We start from the raw sequence: 19525 nt of genomic DNA, 5'->3' as shown, positions 1-19525 counted from the left end.
GGCGAGCCAGGTCAGTCCGCTGCGATGGTGGCTCTGGCAGTGGGTGACGATCTCCTTGTCCGGCGTCAGGCCGCGGGCTTCCAGCTCGGTGATCAGTTCGGCGTAGTCGCGCAGGCGTAGATCATTATGCTTGTCCATGACGTCGAGCCAGTCGAAATTGACCGCGCCGGGGATATGGCCAAGTTTCCGGTTGTCGCCCTTGGTGCCGCGATACTCTTCCGCGGAGCGGGCATCCCAGATCGCGAGCTGCGAATCGTCGAGGCGCTCGATCAGCTCTTCGCGACGAATCTGGAGCGTCGGATTGAGATAGGCGGCTTCATAATCGCTCGGGGTCGGCGTGGCCGGGGTGGTGGAGAGCGGGTAGCCGTCGGCGCGCCAGGCATGAATGCCGCCGTTGAGGTAGGAGTAGCGGCGGTGTCCGATCAACTCCAGCGTCCACAGCAGGCGCCCGGCCCAGCCGCCGCCTTCATCGTCGTAGGCGACGACGTGGGTTTCCGGCGTCAGCCCGAGTTCCGAGAACAGCGTGCTCAGCGCGGCTTCGGTTGGCACGTCGTTGGGTACATCGCCGGAACCCGCCAGCAGACGGCGGGAGTCGAGGAAGATTGCTCCGGGCACGTGACCGGCTGGGTAGCTGTCCGCCTTCAGCGGCACGTCGATGATCAGCAGGTGCGGGTCCTCGAGATGTCGTGACAGCGTGGCCGGATCCAGAATCAGCGGCAGTTGCGGCGTTTCGGAACTCATGGGCTTTCTCCTTGGGATCGATATCACGTCTGAAGCGGATTCACAGGCGGCACACCGGCGATGATGACATAGCCCGCCGTCGGCCCGGTAGCTGGACGGCCTGCCGGACCGGATAGGCTTTCGTTATACTACGCCGCGCTTGGCGATCGGCGGTGGCGCCTGGGAGTAAAAGTTGACAGGTTGGTCAACTTTTGGCTTTTCATTGCCTTCATTCTTGTATACAAAATGACGATGCGAACGCCCCCGCTGGCGGGGGTGTCGCCCGTCGTCGCGGATCTTGCAGGCCCGGCAACGCTGTCCGTAGGGATGCCGAGACGCCGCCGACGACACCGCCAACAACAATGACAGTACCGCCCAGGAGATAGTCGCGTGCTAGAAAAACTGTTTTCCCTCCGTTCACTGGAGACTACGCCGAAAACCGAGGTGTTGGCCGGCGTCGCCACGTTCCTGGCGGCGATGTACATCATCGTGGTCAATCCCTCGATTCTCTCCGGCGCCGGCGTGCCTTTCGCCGGGGCGCTGACCGCCACTGTGCTGATCAGCTTCTTCGGCAGCGTGATGATGGGGCTTTACGCGCGTAATCCGATTCTGGTCGCCCCCGGGATGGGGATCAACGCGCTGTTCACCTACACCATGGTGATGGGGGCCGGTATTCCCTGGCAGACGGCGCTTGGCTGCGTGTTCTGGTCCGGGGTGCTGTTCGGGATCCTGGCGCTGTTCAACGTTCGCCGCTACGTGGTCGATGCGATTCCCGCCACGCTGCGTCACGCCATTGCCTGCGGGATTGGTCTGTTCATCACCGTGATCGGCCTGGTCAACGCCGGCATGCTGGTGTCCAATCCGGCCACGGTGGTCGGGCTGGGCGAAATGACTCCGGCGCTCGTCACGTTTCTGATCGGACTCGGCATCACCGCGGTGCTGGTCGCGCGGCGCGTCCAGGGGGCGCTGATCCTGGGCATCGTCGTCACCACGTTGCTGGCGATCCCGATCGGTCGCCTGTGGGGCGATGCCAGCGCGGTATCGCCGGCCGGCACTCCGACGCTGGTCAACTTCCAGGGTATCTTCGCCTGGCCGGACTTCAGCGCCATGGGTCAGGTCGATTTCAGCGGCGCGCTGTCGGTGGCCTACTGGCCGTTCATCTTCGTGATCCTGTTCACCACCTTCTTCGATGCGATGTCGACCTTCATCGGGGTTTGCCAGGCGGGGAACCTGCTCGACGAAGACGGCGAGCCGCGCAACATCCGCCGCTCGATGATGGTCGATGCGGCTTCCGCGCTGATCTCCGCGCCCATGGGCACCAGCCCGGCCAATGCCTATGTCGAGTCCGCTGCCGGTATCAGTCAGGGCGGGCGCTCGGGCCTCGTCGCCGTAGTCGCCGGGCTGCTGTTCCTGCCGTTCCTGTTCCTGTCGCCTTTGCTGGCGCTGGTGCCGGCGATCGCCACCGCGCCAGCGCTGATCATGGTCGGGGTATTCATGCTCTCGCCGATTCGCACCATCGACTGGCAGCAGTACGACGATGCCATTCCGGCGTTCGTGGCGATGATGCTGATTCCGCTGACCTACTCGATCACCCATGGCGTGGTGTTCGGGTTCCTCACGTTCGTCGTGGTCAAGGTCGGCGTTGGCAAGGCGAAGGAAGTGCGCCCGGCGATGTGGGTGCTGTTCCTGCTGTCGATCCTGATGCTGTTCGAGGGTTGATCCAGACGACGGCCTGCGCTCAGGCCGCTCTTAAGCAATCGCCGCGTCTCAGGGCGCGGCGTTGCATTTCTGAGCCTAGTTGATTTGCTCGAAGTCTCGCACCCTGGGCGCCTTCCAGAACGGCGCTGAACGCAGAGCGTCGAGCCGGGTCTCGCGTCATGGATGACGCGAGATTGCAGTGGAACTACGACTGCCGAGTCCAACCCAGTCTATGGCTCACCGTGACGAGGGGGCTTGACGCTCGCCCCCTCGTCGCTCCCCCTCTATTTTGCGCCACAAGACCCGGCTCAACGCGAGCCGTTCAGCGTCGTCCTGCAAGGCGCCTGGGGTGACATCGACAAATCTTGGTGGCTCTTACGGCGCGGCAATATCGTCCCGTATCCGCTGAAAACTGGCGAAGCGCTGGGGATGGATCTCGCCGCGCTCGACGGCGTCGAGCAGGGCGCAGCCGGGCTCTTGACGGTGGCGACAGTCGCGAAAACGGCAGTGGCCGAGAAAGGGGCGGAACTCGATGAAACCGTCGGCCAGCTCGCGCTCGTCGAGGTGCCACAGCCCGAACTCGCGAATGCCGGGCGAGTCGATCAGATCCCCCTCGCGGGGGCGCCCCGCAATACCGCCCTCGGGCAGCGGGTAGAGCCGGGCGGTGGTGGTGGTGTGCTTGCCCTTGCGGGTGTCCGCCGACAGGGCGCCGATGCGCAGCGTCTCCTCCGGTAGCAGCTTGTCGATCAGCGACGACTTGCCGACCCCGCTCTGACCGACGAAGACGGAGGTGCGGTCCGTCAACTGCGCGTGCAGCGCGTCGAGACCGTTATCACCCCGCGCCGAGGCTTCGATCAGCGGATACCCTAGCTCAAGATAGCGTGCCAGCATGGTGCGTAACGGCCCGCCCTCGGCTGGCAGCAGGTCACTCTTGTTGAGGATCAGTGCCGGGGGGATGCCGGTATTCTCGGCAGCCACCAGATAGCGATCGATCAGGTTCGGATGCGGCTCCGGTTCCGTCGCGACCACGATCAGGATCTGGTCGATATTGGCGGCCACCGGACGCAATTGGCCATGAGAATCCGGGCGCTCCAGCACGCTGGTGCGTTCGCCGCGAGCGACGACGACGCCGCTGCCATCGCTCGCTTCCCGCCAGATCACGGCATCGCCGGTGACCAGCCCCTCCAGATTGGCACGCAGATGGCAGCGGTGCCGACTGATGCTGTCGCCCTCGACGAATTCGACCTCCAGCGAGCGGCCGAAATGGGCGGCGACACGCCCCGGGCGCTCGGCGCTGTAATCGCCGGCATCGAGGCGCTCGCCGTCGCGCTCGTCCTTCTTCGAGGCGCGCTCGGCACGCTCGGCCTGGATCTTCTCGACCCGCCAGCGCTGCTGGCGGGTCAGTTTGCGGCGGCTCATGGTTGGCGTCGACTCACGGTTGTCTGCAGCTCAGGAGAGGGAAAGCTCACCTCAGGCGTTTGCCCCTTCCTCGTGTCACGGGGGTAGAATGGCGGCATTGTAGCCGTTACCGACCTGCCGTGTCCGCTCGCGTCCGTGTGGCCGGGGACACCGACTCTGGAGTTGTTCATGTCTGAACCATCCGCCGCTGGCGCCCGCCGCGATCTGCTGATCTGGATCGATCTGGAAATGACCGGTCTCGACCCAGATCGGGAGCGCATCATCGAAGTGGCGACCCTGATCACCGACGGCGAGCTCAATCTGATCGCCGAAGGCCCGGTGCTGGCAGTGCATCAACCGGATGCCCTGCTCGAGGGGATGGACGAATGGAACCAGAAGACGCACGGTGAGTCCGGACTGGTTCGGCGGGTGCGCGAGAGCGCCATCGATACCTCGGAGGCGGAGCGGCGCACGCTGGCGTTCCTGGCCACCTACGTCGTGCCCGGCACCTCTCCGGTCTGCGGCAACAGCGTCCACCAGGATCGACGCTTCCTGGAGCGCGAGATGCCGACGCTCAACAACTTCTTCCACTATCGCAACCTGGATGTCTCGACGCTGAAGGAGCTGGCCAAGCGCTGGAATCCGGCGGCGGCCAACGGCTTCACCAAGCAGAACACCCATCAGGCTCTGGACGACATTCGCGAGTCGCTGGCGGAGCTTAAGCATTATCGCGAAACCTTCCTGAAGCTTCCGGACTGATCGTCGACGGGGCGCCGGTCGCTCGCGGCCACGCCTCAGCCGCTGGCGATGCGCGCCTCACGCTTGTGCCGCTGCTCCTCCAGTGCCCAGCGCACGTGCTCGCGTACCAGGTCGGAGGGGTAGGCCAGACGAGCTCGCAGGGCGTGCTCGACGCGCTCGCTCCAGGGCGCATTGCCCAGGCCGATGGCCAGGTTGCGCAGCCAGCGCGGGTAGCCGATACGCCGGATCGGGCTGCCTTCGGTGCGCTTGAGGAATTCGCTCTCGCTCCAGGCGAACAGATCGATCAGTTCCGCGCGGTCGAGATCGTGGCGCGGGGCGAAATCCGGCTCGGCGCTGACGCGGGTGAAGCGGGTGAAAGGGCAGAACAGCTGACAGTCGTCGCAACCGTAGACGCGGTTGCCCATGGCACGGCGAAATTCGAGCGGAATGCTGCCGTGGAGCTCGATGGTCAGGTAGGAGATGCAGCGCCGCGCATCGATCACCTTGTCGTCGATGATCGCCCCGGTCGGGCAGGCGGTCTGGCAACTGTTGCAGGAGCCGCAGTGCTCGCGCTCGAACGGCGGGTCCACCGGCAGCGGCAGGTCGGTGTAGAGCTCCCCGAGGAAGAACAGCGAGCCGGCCTGGGGATTCAACAACATGGCGTTCTTGCCGAACCAGCCCAGGCCGGCCTTTTGGGCCAGGGCACGCTCCATGACCGGGGCGGAATCGACGAAGGCGCGATAGCCGATCCGGCCGACCTCCTGCTCGATCCTGCGCGCCAGCTGGTCGAGACGCTTGCGGATCAGTTTGTGATAGTCGCGCCCCAGGGCGTAGCGTGAAACGTACGCCTTGTGCGGTTGTCCCAGTACCCTGGTGGTCTCGACCTCGGGCGGCAGATAATCCAGGCGCGCGCTGATCACGCGCAGCGTTCCGGGAACCAGCTCCTCGGGCCGTGTTCGCTTGGTCCCGTGCTTGGCCATGTAGTCCATCTCGCCATGATGTCCGGCCTCCAGCCAGCGCTGCAGATAGCGCTCATGGGTCTGCAGATCGGTATCGGTGATACCGATCGCCTGGAAGCCGAGCTCTCGTCCCCACTGCTTGACGCGTGAGGCGAGATCGTTGAAATCGACGCTGGATGGCTGTGACATAGCGCAGGAGTGCACGCAGAGGTGGGAATGTCGGGTGCGCTACCCTACACCACTAGCACTAGCCGGTCGAACGTCCGCCGGATGCCGGTCACGGCGTTTGGCGGCGTCGTTCATCGATAGCCACACCAGGGTTGTTCGCCATCTTTCGGAACACGACAGGAGCCTCCATGTCCGCCTCCTCTTCTCAGCGCCCGCTCTATCTCGCCGGCCAGGTCCGTGAACTGGATCGCCGCACCATCGAGGCCGAGGGTGACGGCTTCGCCCTGATGCGACGCGCCGGCGAATCGGCCTACGAGGCGTTATGTGCCCGGTGGCCGGGTATCCGTCGCCTCTGCGTGCTCTGCGGCGGAGGCAACAATGGGGGCGATGGCTATATTATCGCCGCGCTGGCTGCCGCCGATGGCGTGGCGGTCGAACTGGTGGCGCTGAAGCCGGTGGCCGAGCTCGAGGGCGATGCGCGGCGAGCCGCCGAGTTGGCGGCGGAAGCGGGCGTCGTGCCGGTGGCGTGGAATGACGAGCTGACGCTGGATGGGGAACTGATGGTCGACGCGATGCTGGGGACCGGCGCCCACGGTGCACCGCGCGCGCCTTATGCCGCGGCGATCGCCGAGGTCAATGCCAGCGGCTGCCCGGTGATGGCACTGGATGTCCCGTCGGGAGTCGATGTCGATACCGGTCACGTCGAGACGGAAGCGGTGGCGGCGACGCTGACGGTCACGTTCATTGGTGACAAGCTGGGGCTACATACCGGCGCGGCACTGGACGTGGTCGGCGATGTGATCTGCGCCTCGCTGGGCGTCGACCCTCAGTCACATGGCGATATCACGTCAGTCGCCTGGCTGCAGACGCGTGAGGATCTGGCTCGGGCCCTGCCACCGCGGAAGCCCAGCGGCCACAAGGGGGATTACGGCCACGTACTGGTTGTGGCCGGCGCACCGGGAATGGGCGGGGCGGCGCTGATGACCAGCGAGATGGCGGCACGCATCGGTGCCGGCAAGGTCAGTCTGGCCACCGACGCCGCTCATGTCTCGGCAAGCCTGACCCGGTTCCCCGAGATCATGGCGCGAGGCGTGCGCGGCGCGCCGGATCTGGCGGCGATGATCGACTCCGCCGACACGGTGGCCATCGGCCCGGGCATCGGGAGCGGTGCCTGGGGGCAGGCGGCGCTTCAGAGCGTGCTCGACGCCGGCAAGCCCTGCGTGGTCGACGCCGATGCGCTCAACCTGCTGGCTCGGGAGGAGAGCGGCGGCCACCGCGACGACTGGGTGCTGACGCCGCATCCCGGGGAGGCAGGACGACTGCTGGGAATGTCCACTGCCGAGGTGGAGCGGGATCGGCATGCAGCCGTGATCGCCCTGCAACGGCGCTGGGGTGGCACGATCGTGCTCAAGGGCGCGGGTACGCTGGTCTACAACGGCGAGCGGCTCACGCTCTGTCCGTTCGGCAATCCCGGCATGGCCAGCGGCGGGATGGGCGATGCGCTGACCGGCATCATCGCCGGGCTGGCCGGCCAGCTCGGATCGCTCGAGGAGGCTGCACGGATCGGCGTGCTGGTCCATGCCCTGGCGGCGGACGCGGCGGCGCTGGATGCCGGCGAGCGTGGTTTGCTGGCGACTGATCTGGCATCCTATGCGCGAACTTTGGTCAACCCTCAACCTGTCTCGAGCCATGCCGATCACACTTAACGACGAAGCCGCCCAGGTGGCCTTTGGTGAAACGCTGGGCCGGGCTCTGGCCGGTCGTGGTCAGGTTCATCTGATCGGTGACCTCGGTGCCGGCAAGACCACGTTGGCGCGGGGCATACTCCGGGCCTATGGCCATGGGGGCGCGGTCAAGAGTCCGACCTATACGCTCGTCGAGCCCTACGAGACCGCGTCGGCCCGAGTCTTTCATTTCGACCTCTATCGCCTCGGTGACCCCGAAGAGCTGGAGTTCATGGGCGCTCGCGACATGCTGGGTAGCGATGCACTGTGCCTGATCGAGTGGCCGAGCCGTGGCGCGGGTTGGTTGCCGGCCCCGGATCTGGAGATTCATCTGCAACTGGTCTCCGGTGGTGGCCGGCGGGTGTCGGGAACTGCTTACAGTCAACAGGGAAGAGCCGTCTTGGCGGCAATGCCGGCGAGCTTGAGTCACAAGGAAGACGAATGCTGAAAGACGCTCGAGAGATGTCGGCCGCGGTCGTGACCGTCCGTCGCGAGGTCCCGTCACGAATCGCCGGTGGGATCGGGTATGCGCTACTGCTACTGGTGTGGATCTGCTCGCTGGCCATGGCAGTGAGGTTGGCCGGGTTGGCCATGAACCGTTTCGTCGGAAGCCGGATAGATCGTCTCGGGAGGTATGGGCGGGCAGCGGTGACGGCGCTGGTGTCTCTCTGCTGCCTGGGCACGGCCGTGCAGGCGCAGGCGGTGGAAGTCCACAACATGCGGCTGTGGTCGGCGCCCGATCACGTCAGGCTGGTATTCGACATGTCGGGGCCGGTCAACGCTAACGTCTTCACGCTCGACGGCCCGGACCGTGTCGTGATCGATCTCGACAGCACCGACCTGGATTTCGATGTCGACAAGCTGGATCTGGACGACAGCGCCATCTCCAAGGTGCGCACCGGTGTACGCGAGAGCGGTGGGCTGCGGGTCGTGCTCGACGTCAATCGGGCCGTGGTACCCAAGAGTTTCACGCTACCGCCCAACGAGCAGTACAGTGCTCGGCTGGTGGTCGATCTCGACTATCCCGGCGCCAGCGCGGTCAAGAATCCCATCGATCCGATCGAGGCCATGATCCGGGATCAGGAGATCGCCGCGCAGCGGGCGCAGACCGAAGCCGTTGCCGAGGGCAATCCCGAGCAGGCCGAGGTGGTGGCATCCGCCGTCGAGGCCCAGCCCCATCCCAAGCGTGACATCATCATCGCCGTGGACCCCGGTCATGGCGGCGAGGACCCCGGTGCGATCGGTCCCCACGGTACCCGGGAGAAAGACGTCGTGCTGGATATCGCACGCAAGGTCAAGCAGCGCTTCGATCAGACGCCGGGATTCAAGGCTTTTCTGACCCGAGATGGCGACTACTACATCGGCCTGCGCCAGCGCACCCTGATCGCGCGCCAGCAGAAAGCCGATTTCTTCGTCTCGGTGCACGCCGATGCGGTGCGCAGCAGCCAGCCATCCGGCAGCTCGGTCTATGCGCTTTCTCAAGGGGGGGCGACCTCGGAGACCGCACGGTGGCTGGCGGCAAGCGAGAACCAGTCGGATCTGATCGGCGGTGTCGATGGCAACTTGAGCCTGGACGACAAGGACGAGGTATTGCGCGGCGTGCTGCTCGATTTGACCATGACCGCGACGATGAACGACTCGCTGGCAACCGGCGGGCAGGTGATCGACCAGCTCGGGCGAATCAACAAGCTGCACAAGTCGAGTGTCGAGCAGGCCGGTTTCGTGGTGCTGAAGTCACCCGACATTCCGTCGCTGCTGGTGGAAACCGGGTTCATCTCGAATCCGCGCGAGGAGGCCCAGCTCAAGTCCTCCGCACACCAGGCCAAGCTGGCCCAGGCGATCTACGACGGGATCGTGGCCCACTTCCGCCAGCATCCGCCGCCCTCCAGTCTGCTGGCGTGGCAGCGGGATCAGGGGCGTGGCGGTGCCAGCAATGAATACCGCGTCCAGCGAGGCGACTCCTTGTCCCAGGTGGCGGCGAACCACAACATCAGCATGAAGGCGCTGAAGCAGGCCAATGGGTTGGATAGCGATATCCTGCGGGTAGGGCAGGTGTTGACCATTCCATGATGAGGGCAATCGAGGCGATAGCCGCAGGAGACCGTCGATGAGCGAGTCGTCACGCATCCGCATACTCGACCCCCGCCTGGCCAACCAGATCGCCGCGGGGGAGGTCGTCGAGCGTCCGGCGTCGGTGGTCAAGGAGATCGTCGAGAACGCCATCGATGCCGGCAGCCAGCGCATCGAGGTCGAACTCGAGGCGGGTGGTTCCCGGCTGATCCGGGTACGCGACGATGGCATCGGCATCGGCGAGGAGGATCTGCCGCTGGCGCTGTCCCGACACGCGACCAGCAAGATCTCCTCGCTCGAGGATCTCGAGGACGTCTCCAGCCTGGGGTTTCGTGGCGAGGCGCTGGCCTCGATCAGCTCGGTCTCGCGGCTGGAGCTGATTTCCAACGCCGCCGACGACCCCGCCGGCGGCTGGCGGGTGGTCGCCGAGGGGCGCCAGATGGAGCCCCGGGTCACCCCCGCGCCCCACCCGAGGGGTACCTCGGTGCTGGTGCGCGACCTGTTCTTCAATACTCCCGCTCGGCGCAAGTTCCTGCGTACCGAGAAGACCGAGTTCGGCCACGTCGAGGAGGCGTTCCGGCGGCTGGCGTTGTCCCGTTTCGATATTGCCTGGGTGCTGCGGCACAACCAGAAGGTGGTGCATCAGCTGCCCGCCGTGGCGTCGGATCAGGCCGGGCGCGAGCGCCGAATCGGCTCCCTGCTGAGCAGACGTTTCCTCGATGAAGCGCTTCACGTCGACCTGGAAGCCACGGGGCTGCGACTGTGGGGCTGGGTCGGCCAGCCGACCCATTCGCGGGCCCAGGCCGATCAGCAGTATTTCTTCGTCAACGGCCGCATCGTCCGGGACCGGCTGGTCGCCCATGCCATTCGCCAGGCCTATCGCGACGTGATGTTTCACGGCCGACACCCGGTGTTTGTACTCTACCTGGAGCTCGATCCGCGGGTGGTGGACGTCAATGTTCATCCGACCAAGCACGAGGTGCGCTTCCGCGACGGGCGCCTGGTCCACGATTTCCTATTCTCGAGCCTGCACCGCGCGCTGGCCTCGGTGAAGCCCAACGATGCGGTGGCGGAAAGCGGCGAGGAGGGCGCGCACGAGTCCGCCGCCGACATGACGGTCGCCACGGCCTCGCCACGGCCGGGCAATCCGGCACACCCGTTGGCCGGGGACGACTCCCCGGACTGGCAGCAACAGCGGATGGCGCTGGCCGGGCAGCACTCGCTGGGGGCACAAGTGGGGCAGAACCGGCCCGGGACGCAGCGCATTCGCGAATTCATGGCCGGTTATCACGCGCTGCATCCGGATCATGAATCGACGCTTCTCACGCCGCGGGAAGCAGGCGCTGGCGCGCCCGGCGGCGAAGCGGCCAGCGTCGCCCAGGACGAGCGCTCGCCGGCAGCGGTGACCACCCTGCCGGCCACGGACGACACCCAGGCACCGCCGCTGGGGTATGCGGTAGCGCAGTTGCATGGCGTCTATATCCTGGCGCAGACCGAGCGCGGCATGGTGATCGTCGACATGCATGCCGCCCACGAACGGATCGTCTACGAGCGCATGAAGCAGCAGATTCACGCGGGCGCGCTCGATGCCCAGCCGCTACTGGTGCCGGTCTCCATGGCGGTCAGCGCGGGTGAGGCCGAAGTGGCGGAACAGGAGCGCGAAGCGTTCGCCCGGCTGGGGGTCGTGCTCGATGCCGCCGGCCCGGAGACACTGCTGATCCGCCAGGTTCCCGCACTGCTGGCCGACGCGGACATCGAGCCGCTGGTGCGGGACATGCTCGGCGATCTCGAAAAGTTTGGCCGCTCCGACCGTCTCGAGACCCGCATCAACGAGCTGCTCAGCACCATGGCCTGCCACGGCAGCGTGCGCGCCAACCGGCTGCTGACCCTGCCGGAGATGAACGCGCTACTGCGAGACATGGAGCGAACCGAGCGCAGCGGGCAGTGCAATCACGGTCGTCCCACCTGGACCGAGATGTCGATGGCGCAGCTCGACAAGCTGTTTCTTCGGGGGCAGTGACCGCGTGAACGACATCTCTTCCACTTTTCCACCGTCAGATCATTCGCGCCGGGACGACCGACCGCTGGCGATTCTGTTGCTCGGTCCGACCGCCTCGGGCAAGACCGACAGCGCGATCGCGCTGCACGAGCGGCTGGGGGCCGAATTGATCAGCGTCGACTCGGCCATGGTCTACCGGGGCATGGATATCGGGACAGCCAAGCCGTCTCCGGCCGAACTGGCGCGGGCGCCACACCGGCTGATCGACATTCGCGATCCGGCGGAGATCTACACTGCCGCCGATTTTCGCCGCGACGCCCTGATCGAGATGGAGAAGATCAGTGCCTGCGGCAAAATGCCGCTGCTGGTGGGCGGGACCATGATGTACGCCAAGCGTCTCGTCGAGGGGGTGGCCGCCATGCCCGCCGCCGACCCGCAGCTGCGCGAGCGACTTCGTCGGCGCGGCGAGTGCGAGGGCTTCGAGACGCTCCACGCGGAACTCGCCCAAGTCGATCCCCAGGCCGCCGAGGCGATCCATCCGCGCAACCGGCAACGCCTGATCCGGGCGCTCGAGGTGTTTCAGCTCAGTGGCGTGACGCTCTCCGAGCACTGGCGGTGCCAGCAGCAGGAAAACTTTCCCTGGCGACTGTTGTCCATAGCTCTCGCGCCTGCAGAGCGTAGCGTGCTGCACCAACGCATCGCCCGACGTTTCGATGCCATGCTCGCTGGTGGATTCGTCTCGGAAGTGGCTACATTGAAACAGCGAGGCGATCTTCACGCGGATCTGCCATCGATGCGCAGCGTCGGCTACAGGCAGGCTTGGGAGTATCTCGAAGGCGCCTATGATCGCGATGCGTTGCGTGAGCGTGGCATTGCTGCCACGCGTCAACTGGCCAAGCGCCAGCTGACCTGGTTGCGGCGCTGGCCAGATCTGCACTGGGTCGACAGCTGTGCGCCGGACGTCGATGGGCAGATTGCGAAAATCGTGCGTGAGCACGGCAGTTAGCGTAAAATGGCGGGCTTCGTCCAGACCTATACTCGCGGCAAGCGATGCCGCCGGTGTGATGCCGAGTCAGAACGAATCGCCGCCCAACTAAAACAGCACTACTCATAACAGCATTAGGGAGAGCAACATGTCCAAAGGACAGTCCCTTCAGGATCCGTACCTGAACATTCTGCGCAAGGAGCGCATCCCGGTTTCCATTTTTCTGGTCAACGGCATCAAGTTGCAGGGACAGATCGAGTCTTTCGATCAGTTCGTCATCCTGCTGCGCAACACCGTCAGTCAGATGGTCTACAAGCATGCCATTTCGACGGTCGTGCCGTCCCGTAACGTCCGGTTGCCGCCGCAAGACCCCAACGCAGCACCCGGACTCGATAGCTAATCGAGAGGTTGTGATTGTTTTTCGAACGTCCCGACGCCGGCGAAACGGCGATTCTGGTCCATGTGGACTTTCAGGACGAGCAGGAGCGCGAAGATCCGGGTGAACTCCTGGAACTGGTGCGCTCCGCCGGGGCGGAGTCGGCTACCCTGATTCAGGGCAGTCGGCGCCGCCCCGATCCTCGTTCCTTCATCGGCAGTGGCAAACTCGACGAGGTCAAGACCGCGCTCGAGGCCCATCATGCCGAACTGGTCATTTTCAATCATGCCCTGTCTCCCTCCCAGCAGCGTAACCTCGAGCGTACGCTCCAGTGTCGCGTGCTCGACAGAACGGGCCTGATTCTCGATATCTTCGCGCAGCGCGCGCGAACCCATGAAGGCAAGCTACAGGTCGAGCTGGCCCAGCTCGAATACATGTCCACGCGCCTGGTGAGGGGCTGGACGCACCTGGAGCGGCAGAAAGGCGGCATCGGTCTGCGAGGGCCCGGCGAGACCCAGCTCGAGACCGACCGTCGCCTGCTGCGTGGACGGATCAAGTCGATTCACAAGCGCCTCGAGAAGGTCCGCAAGCAGCGCGATCAAAATCGCCGCGCCAGGGCTCGGGCGGAGGTGCCCAGCGTGTCGCTGGTGGGTTACACCAACGCTGGCAAATCGACCCTGTTCAACTCGATCACCGCCTCCGAGGTGTACGCCGCCGATCAGCTGTTCGCCACGCTCGATCCGACCCTGCGCCGGCTCGACGTGCCGGATGTTGGAGACGTGGTGCTGGCGGATACGGTCGGGTTCATCCGGCACCTGCCGCACAAGCTGGTCGAGGCGTTCCAGGCCACGCTGCAGGAGGCCACGGAGGCGAGCCTGATCGTCCACGTGATCGACGCCGCCGACCCGGATCGCGAGCTCAATGTCGCCCAGGTCGACAGCGTGCTGTCGGAGATCGACGCCGACGAAGTACCCCGTCTGCTGGTAATGAACAAGATCGACCTGCTGGGAACGTCGCCGCGCATCGAGCGCGACGAGCATGGATTCCCCCAGGTCGTATGGCTTTCCGCCCGCGACGGCGAGGGACTCGAGCTGCTGCGCGAGGCGCTCGGCGAGTGGCTGGCCGAGGATATCCTGGATATCCGCTTGACGCTGACACCCGAGCAGGGTCGACTACGAGCGGCGCTGCACGAATTGCAGGCGGTGCAGAACGAAGCGTTCGACGAACAAGGACATTCGAATCTGGAGATTCGCTTGCCCCGGCGGGAGTTTATGCAGATGATGGCTCGCTTGGGCGAACGCGCCGACGACTATTTACCCACCTCGGAAAAGACACCGGTTGCCGATTGGGAACGGGTTTGAGGTGACAAAAACGACGCAGGGGAGCTTCGTGGTCCGGGAACCGGACCCGAACGATGCAGGGTAACGAGGGTTCGATCTCGGTTCGAACAACCCTTTGCACGCGAGTGCAACGCCACGGCGGCTCACGCTCCCGATGCCATGCGTAATGCTTCGGCCTGACGCAACGCTTTGATCGCATCATTGGAGACTAGGTATGGCTTGGAATGAGCCTGGTGGTGGCAACAACCAGCAGGACCCCTGGGGCGGCGGAGGGGGCCGGCGTCCGAGTGGTAATGGTGGCAACAACGGTGGCGGCAATCAGGGGCCGCCAGACCTCGATGAAGCGCTGAAGAAATTTCAGGACAAGATCAATCGTCTGCTGGGCGGGCGCGGCAAGCGTTCGGGCTCCGGGGGCGGGGATAGCGGCGGTGGCGGCAAGCGCAATCCGTTCGTGCTGCCGATCCTGGTGCTGATCGTTGCGGCCGTGATCTGGGCCGGTTCGGGTTTCCACCTGATCGACCAGTCCGAGCGCGGCGTGGTGTTCCGTCTCGGCAAGTACACCGACACCTTGAATCCCGGCCTGCACTGGAATCCGCCGATCATCGATCGGGTGGACAACGTCAACGTGACCAGCATTCGCTCCGCCACGCAGACGGACTCGATGCTGACCAGTGACGAGAATATCGTTCGCGTCAGCGTGTCGACCCAGTATGTGGTGAGCGATGCGCATGCTTTCCTGGTCAACGTCAACGAGCCGGAAATGACGCTGCAGAACGCGATGGACTCTGCCCTGCGCCAGGAAGTGGGCAACATGCATCTGCAGGAGATTCTCACCACCGGCCGGGACCGGCTGGGGCAGCGCATCTTCGATCGTCTGACTGCCTACATGGACGCCTACGGCACTGGCCTGCGCCTGCAGACGGTCAACGTCGAATCGACGGCGCCACCGGACCAGGTCCAGAACGCCTTCGACGACGTCATCCGTGCCCGCGAGGAGCGTCAGCGCTCGATCAACCAGGCCAATGCCTACAGCCAGGCCGTCGTGCTCGAGGCCAAGGGTCAGAAACAGCGGCTGGTCGAGGAGGCCAACGGCTACAAGGCGGCCATCGTGTCGGACGCCACCGGTCAGACCAATCGCTTCAACTCGCTGCTGGGCGAATACCGCCAGGCACCGGACGTGACCCGGCAACGCCTCTATCTGGAAACCATCAGCCAGGTGCTGAGCAATACGCCGAAGGCGCTCGTCGACCTGGGTGACAGCAATGCCGTGACGGTACTGCCGCTCAACCAGATGCAGGCGGGTGGCAATGCCAGTGGCAAAAGCGGTTCATCGTCGATGAGCATGCAGCAGCTCGAACAGATATCACGCCAGGTAGTCGATCACATGAACAGTGGCTCGCAGCAGCCGACGCGTAGTTCCAGCCTGCGGGAGGGTCGCTAATGTTTAATAACCGCGCCCTGATTGGCGTCATCATCCTGGCCTTGCTGGCATGGTTCGCCAGTGCCAGTTTCTACGTCGTCAACGAGACCGAACGCGCCATCAAGCTGCGTTTTGGTGAAGTGATCGAAAACGATATCGGCCCCGGCCTGCATTTCAAGCTGCCGGTGTTCAACACGGTTCGTATCTTCGACGTCCGCGTGCAGACGGTGGACTCCAGTGCGACGCGCTATCTGACTGCCGACTCCAAGGCGGTGATCGTCGACTCCTTCGTGAAATGGAAGATCGCCGATCCGCAGCAGTTCTACGAAGCGACGCGGGGCAATATCCAGGTCGCCGAGAACCTGATCGCGCCGCGAACCGACGAGGCGCTGCGCAACAAGTTCGGTCAGACCGAGATGTCATCCATCATCCAGGAGCGGATCGCGGCAGAGAGCGACAACCAGCAACTGGTGGGAGAGGACAAGGGGGCCGATACCGTCGAGGGTGCCCGGGAAGAACTCATGGTCGAGCCGGTGCAACAGCTCGATCAGGCCATGCGCGACGAGCTTGGTGTCCATATCCTCGACATCCGCGTCAAGCGTATCGAGCTTCCGCCCGAAGTGACCCAAGCCGTCTACGAGCGGATGAACTCGGAGCGCGAGCGCGCCGCCCGGACCTATCGTGCGGAGGGCTCTCAGCAGGCCGAGGCGATCCGTGCCGATGCCGACCGTCAGCGTCAGGAAATTCTGGCGAATGGACGTCAGGAAGCGGAGACCACGCGAGGTGAGGGCGATGCCCAGGCGGCGAAGATCTACGCCAGTGCCTATCAGCAGGCACCGGATTTCTTCTCCTTCTACCGCTCGATGCAGGCCTACCGCGACAGCTTCAGTGGCGAAGGAAAGGATCTGCTGGTGTTGAGCCCCGATAACAGCGACTTCTTCCGCTACCTGAAGAATCCGACCCCTGACGGGACCTCGGCGCCGTGAGTGGCATCAACCGCGAATAGTGCGGAAAACGGACGCCCGCGGGATTTTTCCGCGGGCGTTTCGTGGTAATATCGTCTAGCCGGGTTTCGCCCGGCTTTTTTGTGCGGCCTGTATCGGTGCCATCACTTTCGGCTACGCCGAGCCAGGCGCAGGCGCGATTCCGGGATGCGCCGCGTGGCCACGCCCCATGGCGCCTCGGCCGCGATTATCACGGGTGGGCAAGTTCGCCTTGGCACCCGATCACTACCGAATCACCGCTTGGCAGGACAAGCTCATGACGATCGCTGACCGCTGGTTGCTTCCCGACGGCATGGATGAAATATTGCCGCCGCAGGCGACCCGGATGGAGGAGTTGCGTCGGACGCTGCTCGACCTGTACGACCGCTGGGGCTACGACCTCGTCATGCCGCCGCCGGTCGAGTTTCTCGATTCGCTGCTGACGGGCACCGGCACGGATCTGGATCTGCAGACGTTCAAGCTGACCGACCAGTTGACCGGTCGGATGATGGGGGCCAGTGCCGACGTCACGCCGCAGGTGGCGCGGATGGATGCCCATTCGCTGAAGCGCCAGGGTCCGGTTCGACTCTGTTACTGCACGACCGTGCTGCGTGCTCAGGCCGACAAGCACCAGGGTGGGCGGAGTCCGATGCAGGTCGGCGTCGAGCTCTTCGGTCATGCCGGTCTCGACGCCGATGTTGAGGTGTTGAGGCTAGCGCTTTCCAGCCTGGAAGCGGCGGGCGCCAGCGAGATCCATCTGGCCCTGAGCCACATCGCGATCTATCGCGAGCTGGTGCGCGGCATCGACTGGAACGAAGAGGTCGAGCGGGCGTTTTTCGACGCCATCGAGCGCAAGGCGTACGTCGTCATCGACGAGCTGGTCGCCGCGAACGTCGCGGACCCCGGCCTGGCGCGCATGCTCGGCGAGCTGCCGAGGCTACATGGCGGCGCGGAGATTCTCGAGCATGCCAGGCTGGCACTGGCCGATGCGCCGAACGCCGTGCGGGAAGCCCTCGACCAGTTGGTGCGGTTGCATCGTGGCGTGGTGGCGGAGCACCCCGAGGTCTCTTTCTACTTCGATCTGGCCGAGCTTCGTGGCTATCAGTATCACACCGGGATGGTGTTTGCCGCCTACGTGCCGGGTTACGGCCAGGCACTGAGCAAGGGCGGGCGCTACGACGATACCGGGAAGGCGTTCGGTCGAGCCCGCCCAGCTACCGGCTTTTCCATGGATCTCAAACAGTTGGCGACCCTGGCCGAGCGCGAGCCGCCAACCAATGGCATCTGGGCGCCGGACCGCGAGGATGCGGCGCTGAACGACGCCATCAATCGCCTGAGGGCACAGGGAGAGCGCGTGATCCAGGCACTGCCCGACCAGCGGACCGGTCCGGGTGCACACCGATGCAATCGCCATTTGGTGCTCCAGGAGGGAGAGTGGCGTACCGAGCCGCTGGATTGACCGATGACGGCGAGATGCCGACAAGGTGACAGCGAATGGATCGCGACGAACGACGGGATCGCGACGGGTTGATCAAGAGACGAGAGCAATGGGCAAGAACGTAGTCGTATTGGGTACTCAGTGGGGCGATGAGGGCAAGGGTAAGGTCGTCGACCTGCTGACCGAGTCTGCCAGTGCCGTGGTGCGGTTCCAGGGCGGACACAACGCCGGCCACACGCTGGTGATCGATGGTCAGAAGACGGTTCTGCACCTGATTCCCTCCGGCGTGTTGCGCGACGACAAGATCTGCGTGATCGGCAACGGCGTGGTGCTGTCGCCGGAAGCGCTGATCGAGGAGATCAAGGAGCTGGAGGCCAAGGACGTGCCGGTGCGCAAGCGCCTGCGGTTGTCGCCTGCCTGTCCGCTGATCCTGCCGTACCACGTCCGTCTCGACCAGGCGCGCGAGAAGGCCCGCGGGATCGCCAAGATCGGCACCACCGGTCGCGGCATCGGCCCAGCGTACGAGGACAAGGTCGCGCGACGTGGCCTACGGCTCGGCGACATGCTGCATCGCGAGCGTTTCGCGTCAAAACTGGGCGAGGTGCTCGACTACCACAACTTCGTGCTCACCCGGTATCACGGCGAGCCGGCGGTCGATTTCCAGGAAGTGCTGGATCAGGCGATGGCCTTCGCTGAAGAGCTGCGGCCAATGGTCTGCGACACGGTCTCTCTGGTGCACGATATCCGCAAGTCCGGCGAGAACATTCTGTTCGAGGGTGCTCAGGGCTCGCTGCTGGACATCGATCACGGTACCTACCCGTACGTCACCAGTTCCAACACCACCGCCGGCGGCACCGCGACCGGTTCCGGTGTGGGCCCGCTCTATCTCGACTACGTGCTGGGCATCACCAAGGCCTACACGACCCGAGTGGGGTCCGGTCCTTTCCCCACCGAGCTGTTCGACGAATTCGGTCGGCACCTGGCGGAGAAGGGCCACGAGTTTGGCGCCACCACCGGGCGGGCGCGACGCTGTGGCTGGTTCGACGCCGTGGCGCTGCGGCATGCGGTGCAGATCAACTCGGTATCGGGTATCTGCCTGACCAAGCTCGATGTCCTCGATGGCCTCGAGAATATCCGGGTCTGTGTCGGCTATCGCAGCAAGGATGGCGAGACCATCGACAATCCCGTCGACTCCGAGGGATATGAGGTGATCGAGCCGCTCTATCACGATCTGCCGGGCTGGAACGAGTCGACCATCGGTGCGCGCAGCATCGATGATCTGCCGGCGAACGCGCGGGCGTATATCGCCTTTCTCGAGAAGGAGGTGGGGACGCCGATCGATATCATCTCCACCGGCCCCGACCGTAACGAGACGATCGTGTTGCGCAATCCGTTCGACTGATGCCCCGCGCTGGACGATGACCCCGACGACGAGACCCGNNAGCGGGTCTCGTCGTTGGTGGGGCGGCGTTCATGCCGACGCCGCGCGTTCACTGCGCTTTATCTGGC

At 64.8% G+C, this 19525-nt stretch carries 16 protein-coding genes; 13 read left to right on the top strand and 3 right to left on the bottom strand.

The genetic code is table 11. The features are described from left to right. Positions 1 to 741: sulfurtransferase (locus DOM56_RS16950; RefSeq protein WP_110710206.1), on the bottom strand; the 741-nt coding region annotated here is incomplete at its 3' end. A gap of 369 nt (positions 742 to 1110) precedes the next feature. Between DOM56_RS16950 and DOM56_RS16945 the strand changes: the two genes are divergently transcribed. Beyond that, positions 1111 to 2439: an NCS2 family permease gene (locus DOM56_RS16945; protein ID WP_110710205.1), complete on the top strand. Its 1329-nt coding sequence runs from the start codon at positions 1111 to 1113 to the stop codon at positions 2437 to 2439. A gap of 354 nt (positions 2440 to 2793) precedes the next feature. Here the strand turns inward: DOM56_RS16945 and rsgA are convergent, their stop codons facing one another. Further along, positions 2794 to 3837, bottom strand: a complete 1044-nt coding sequence (gene rsgA, locus DOM56_RS16940) for a small ribosomal subunit biogenesis GTPase RsgA (protein WP_110710204.1) — start codon at positions 3835 to 3837, stop codon at positions 2794 to 2796. A 168-nt stretch (positions 3838 to 4005) separates the two neighbouring features. Between rsgA and orn the strand changes: the two genes are divergently transcribed. Then, positions 4006 to 4575 (top strand): oligoribonuclease, encoded by a 570-nt coding sequence (gene orn / locus DOM56_RS16935; protein ID WP_110710203.1) that lies wholly within the window; start codon positions 4006 to 4008, stop codon positions 4573 to 4575. Positions 4576 to 4610: 35 nt separating this feature from the next. Here the strand turns inward: orn and queG are convergent, their stop codons facing one another. Beyond that, the gene (gene queG, locus DOM56_RS16930) at positions 4611 to 5702 is read right to left on the bottom strand and encodes a tRNA epoxyqueuosine(34) reductase QueG (protein WP_110710202.1); all 1092 of its coding nucleotides are present in this window, start codon (positions 5700 to 5702) and stop codon (positions 4611 to 4613) included. Positions 5703 to 5869: 167 nt separating this feature from the next. Here queG and DOM56_RS16925 point away from each other — a divergent pair, with 167 nt between their 5' ends. The 11 genes from DOM56_RS16925 (at position 5870) to DOM56_RS16875 (ending at position 19418) form a co-directional block, all read left to right on the top strand. Next, positions 5870 to 7387, top strand: coding sequence for an NAD(P)H-hydrate dehydratase (locus tag DOM56_RS16925; RefSeq protein ID WP_110710201.1), 1518 nt, complete (start codon positions 5870 to 5872; stop codon positions 7385 to 7387). Further along, on the top strand, positions 7371 to 7853 hold the full coding sequence (tsaE, locus tag DOM56_RS16920; protein ID WP_110710200.1) for a tRNA (adenosine(37)-N6)-threonylcarbamoyltransferase complex ATPase subunit type 1 TsaE: 483 nt from the start codon (positions 7371 to 7373) through the stop codon (positions 7851 to 7853). Before DOM56_RS16925 ends, tsaE begins: the two co-directional genes overlap by 17 nt. Before the next feature lie 269 nt (positions 7854 to 8122). Beyond that, the gene (locus tag DOM56_RS16915) at positions 8123 to 9475 is read left to right on the top strand and encodes an N-acetylmuramoyl-L-alanine amidase (protein ID WP_232822349.1); all 1353 of its coding nucleotides are present in this window, start codon (positions 8123 to 8125) and stop codon (positions 9473 to 9475) included. 37 nt (positions 9476 to 9512) lie between these two features. Then, a complete protein-coding gene (gene mutL / locus DOM56_RS16910; RefSeq protein WP_110710199.1) occupies positions 9513 to 11495 on the top strand; it encodes a DNA mismatch repair endonuclease MutL in 1983 nt (660 codons plus the stop codon). A gap of 76 nt (positions 11496 to 11571) precedes the next feature. Next, a complete protein-coding gene (gene miaA / locus DOM56_RS16905; protein WP_232822344.1) occupies positions 11572 to 12480 on the top strand; it encodes a tRNA (adenosine(37)-N6)-dimethylallyltransferase MiaA in 909 nt (302 codons plus the stop codon). Between the two features lie 127 nt (positions 12481 to 12607). Further along, positions 12608 to 12859 carry an RNA chaperone Hfq gene (gene hfq / locus DOM56_RS16900; RefSeq protein WP_110600638.1) on the top strand — a complete coding sequence of 84 codons (252 nt, stop codon included), beginning with the start codon at positions 12608 to 12610 and terminating at the stop codon, positions 12857 to 12859. A 14-nt stretch (positions 12860 to 12873) separates the two neighbouring features. Further along, entirely contained in the window at positions 12874 to 14196 is a 1323-nt protein-coding gene (hflX, locus tag DOM56_RS16895) for a ribosome rescue GTPase HflX (protein WP_110710198.1), read from the top strand. 193 nt (positions 14197 to 14389) lie between these two features. After that, positions 14390 to 15616, top strand: coding sequence for an FtsH protease activity modulator HflK (gene hflK, locus DOM56_RS16890; protein WP_110710197.1), 1227 nt, complete (start codon positions 14390 to 14392; stop codon positions 15614 to 15616). Continuing rightward, on the top strand, positions 15616 to 16581 hold the full coding sequence (gene hflC / locus DOM56_RS16885; RefSeq protein ID WP_110600643.1) for a protease modulator HflC: 966 nt from the start codon (positions 15616 to 15618) through the stop codon (positions 16579 to 16581). The genes hflK and hflC overlap by 1 nt, the downstream gene beginning before the upstream one ends. A gap of 274 nt (positions 16582 to 16855) precedes the next feature. Then, positions 16856 to 18037, top strand: coding sequence for an ATP phosphoribosyltransferase regulatory subunit (locus tag DOM56_RS16880; RefSeq protein WP_110710247.1), 1182 nt, complete (start codon positions 16856 to 16858; stop codon positions 18035 to 18037). An 88-nt stretch (positions 18038 to 18125) separates the two neighbouring features. After that, the gene (locus DOM56_RS16875) at positions 18126 to 19418 is read left to right on the top strand and encodes an adenylosuccinate synthase (RefSeq protein WP_110710196.1); all 1293 of its coding nucleotides are present in this window, start codon (positions 18126 to 18128) and stop codon (positions 19416 to 19418) included. Positions 19419 to 19525 lie beyond the last annotated feature (107 nt).

Source organism: Salinicola sp. CR57, from assembly GCF_003206585.1.
GTDB lineage: Bacteria > Pseudomonadota > Gammaproteobacteria > Pseudomonadales > Halomonadaceae > Salinicola > Salinicola lusitanus.
The sequence above is the reverse complement of the archived record's forward strand: the minus strand, read 5'-3'. Positions and strand labels throughout refer to the sequence as shown.

What these genes read in the sequence shown, in the direction of transcription:
- DOM56_RS16915 (WP_232822349.1), top strand. Translation starts at nt 8,123, where the DNA reads ATGCGGCTGTGGTCGGCGCCCGATCACGTCAGGCTGGTATTCGACATG.
- orn (WP_110710203.1), top strand. Translation starts at nt 4,006, where the DNA reads ATGTCTGAACCATCCGCCGCTGGCGCCCGCCGCGATCTGCTGATCTGG.
- hflC (WP_110600643.1), top strand. Translation starts at nt 15,616, where the DNA reads ATGTTTAATAACCGCGCCCTGATTGGCGTCATCATCCTGGCCTTGCTG.
- mutL (WP_110710199.1), top strand. Translation starts at nt 9,513, where the DNA reads ATGAGCGAGTCGTCACGCATCCGCATACTCGACCCCCGCCTGGCCAAC.
- hflK (WP_110710197.1), top strand. Translation starts at nt 14,390, where the DNA reads ATGGCTTGGAATGAGCCTGGTGGTGGCAACAACCAGCAGGACCCCTGG.
- DOM56_RS16875 (WP_110710196.1), top strand. Translation starts at nt 18,126, where the DNA reads ATGGGCAAGAACGTAGTCGTATTGGGTACTCAGTGGGGCGATGAGGGC.
- DOM56_RS16880 (WP_110710247.1), top strand. Translation starts at nt 16,856, where the DNA reads ATGACGATCGCTGACCGCTGGTTGCTTCCCGACGGCATGGATGAAATA.
- rsgA (WP_110710204.1), bottom strand. Translation starts at nt 3,837, where the DNA reads ATGAGCCGCCGCAAACTGACCCGCCAGCAGCGCTGGCGGGTCGAGAAG.
- hfq (WP_110600638.1), top strand. Translation starts at nt 12,608, where the DNA reads ATGTCCAAAGGACAGTCCCTTCAGGATCCGTACCTGAACATTCTGCGC.
- DOM56_RS16925 (WP_110710201.1), top strand. Translation starts at nt 5,870, where the DNA reads ATGTCCGCCTCCTCTTCTCAGCGCCCGCTCTATCTCGCCGGCCAGGTC.
- queG (WP_110710202.1), bottom strand. Translation starts at nt 5,702, where the DNA reads ATGTCACAGCCATCCAGCGTCGATTTCAACGATCTCGCCTCACGCGTC.
- tsaE (WP_110710200.1), top strand. Translation starts at nt 7,371, where the DNA reads ATGCCGATCACACTTAACGACGAAGCCGCCCAGGTGGCCTTTGGTGAA.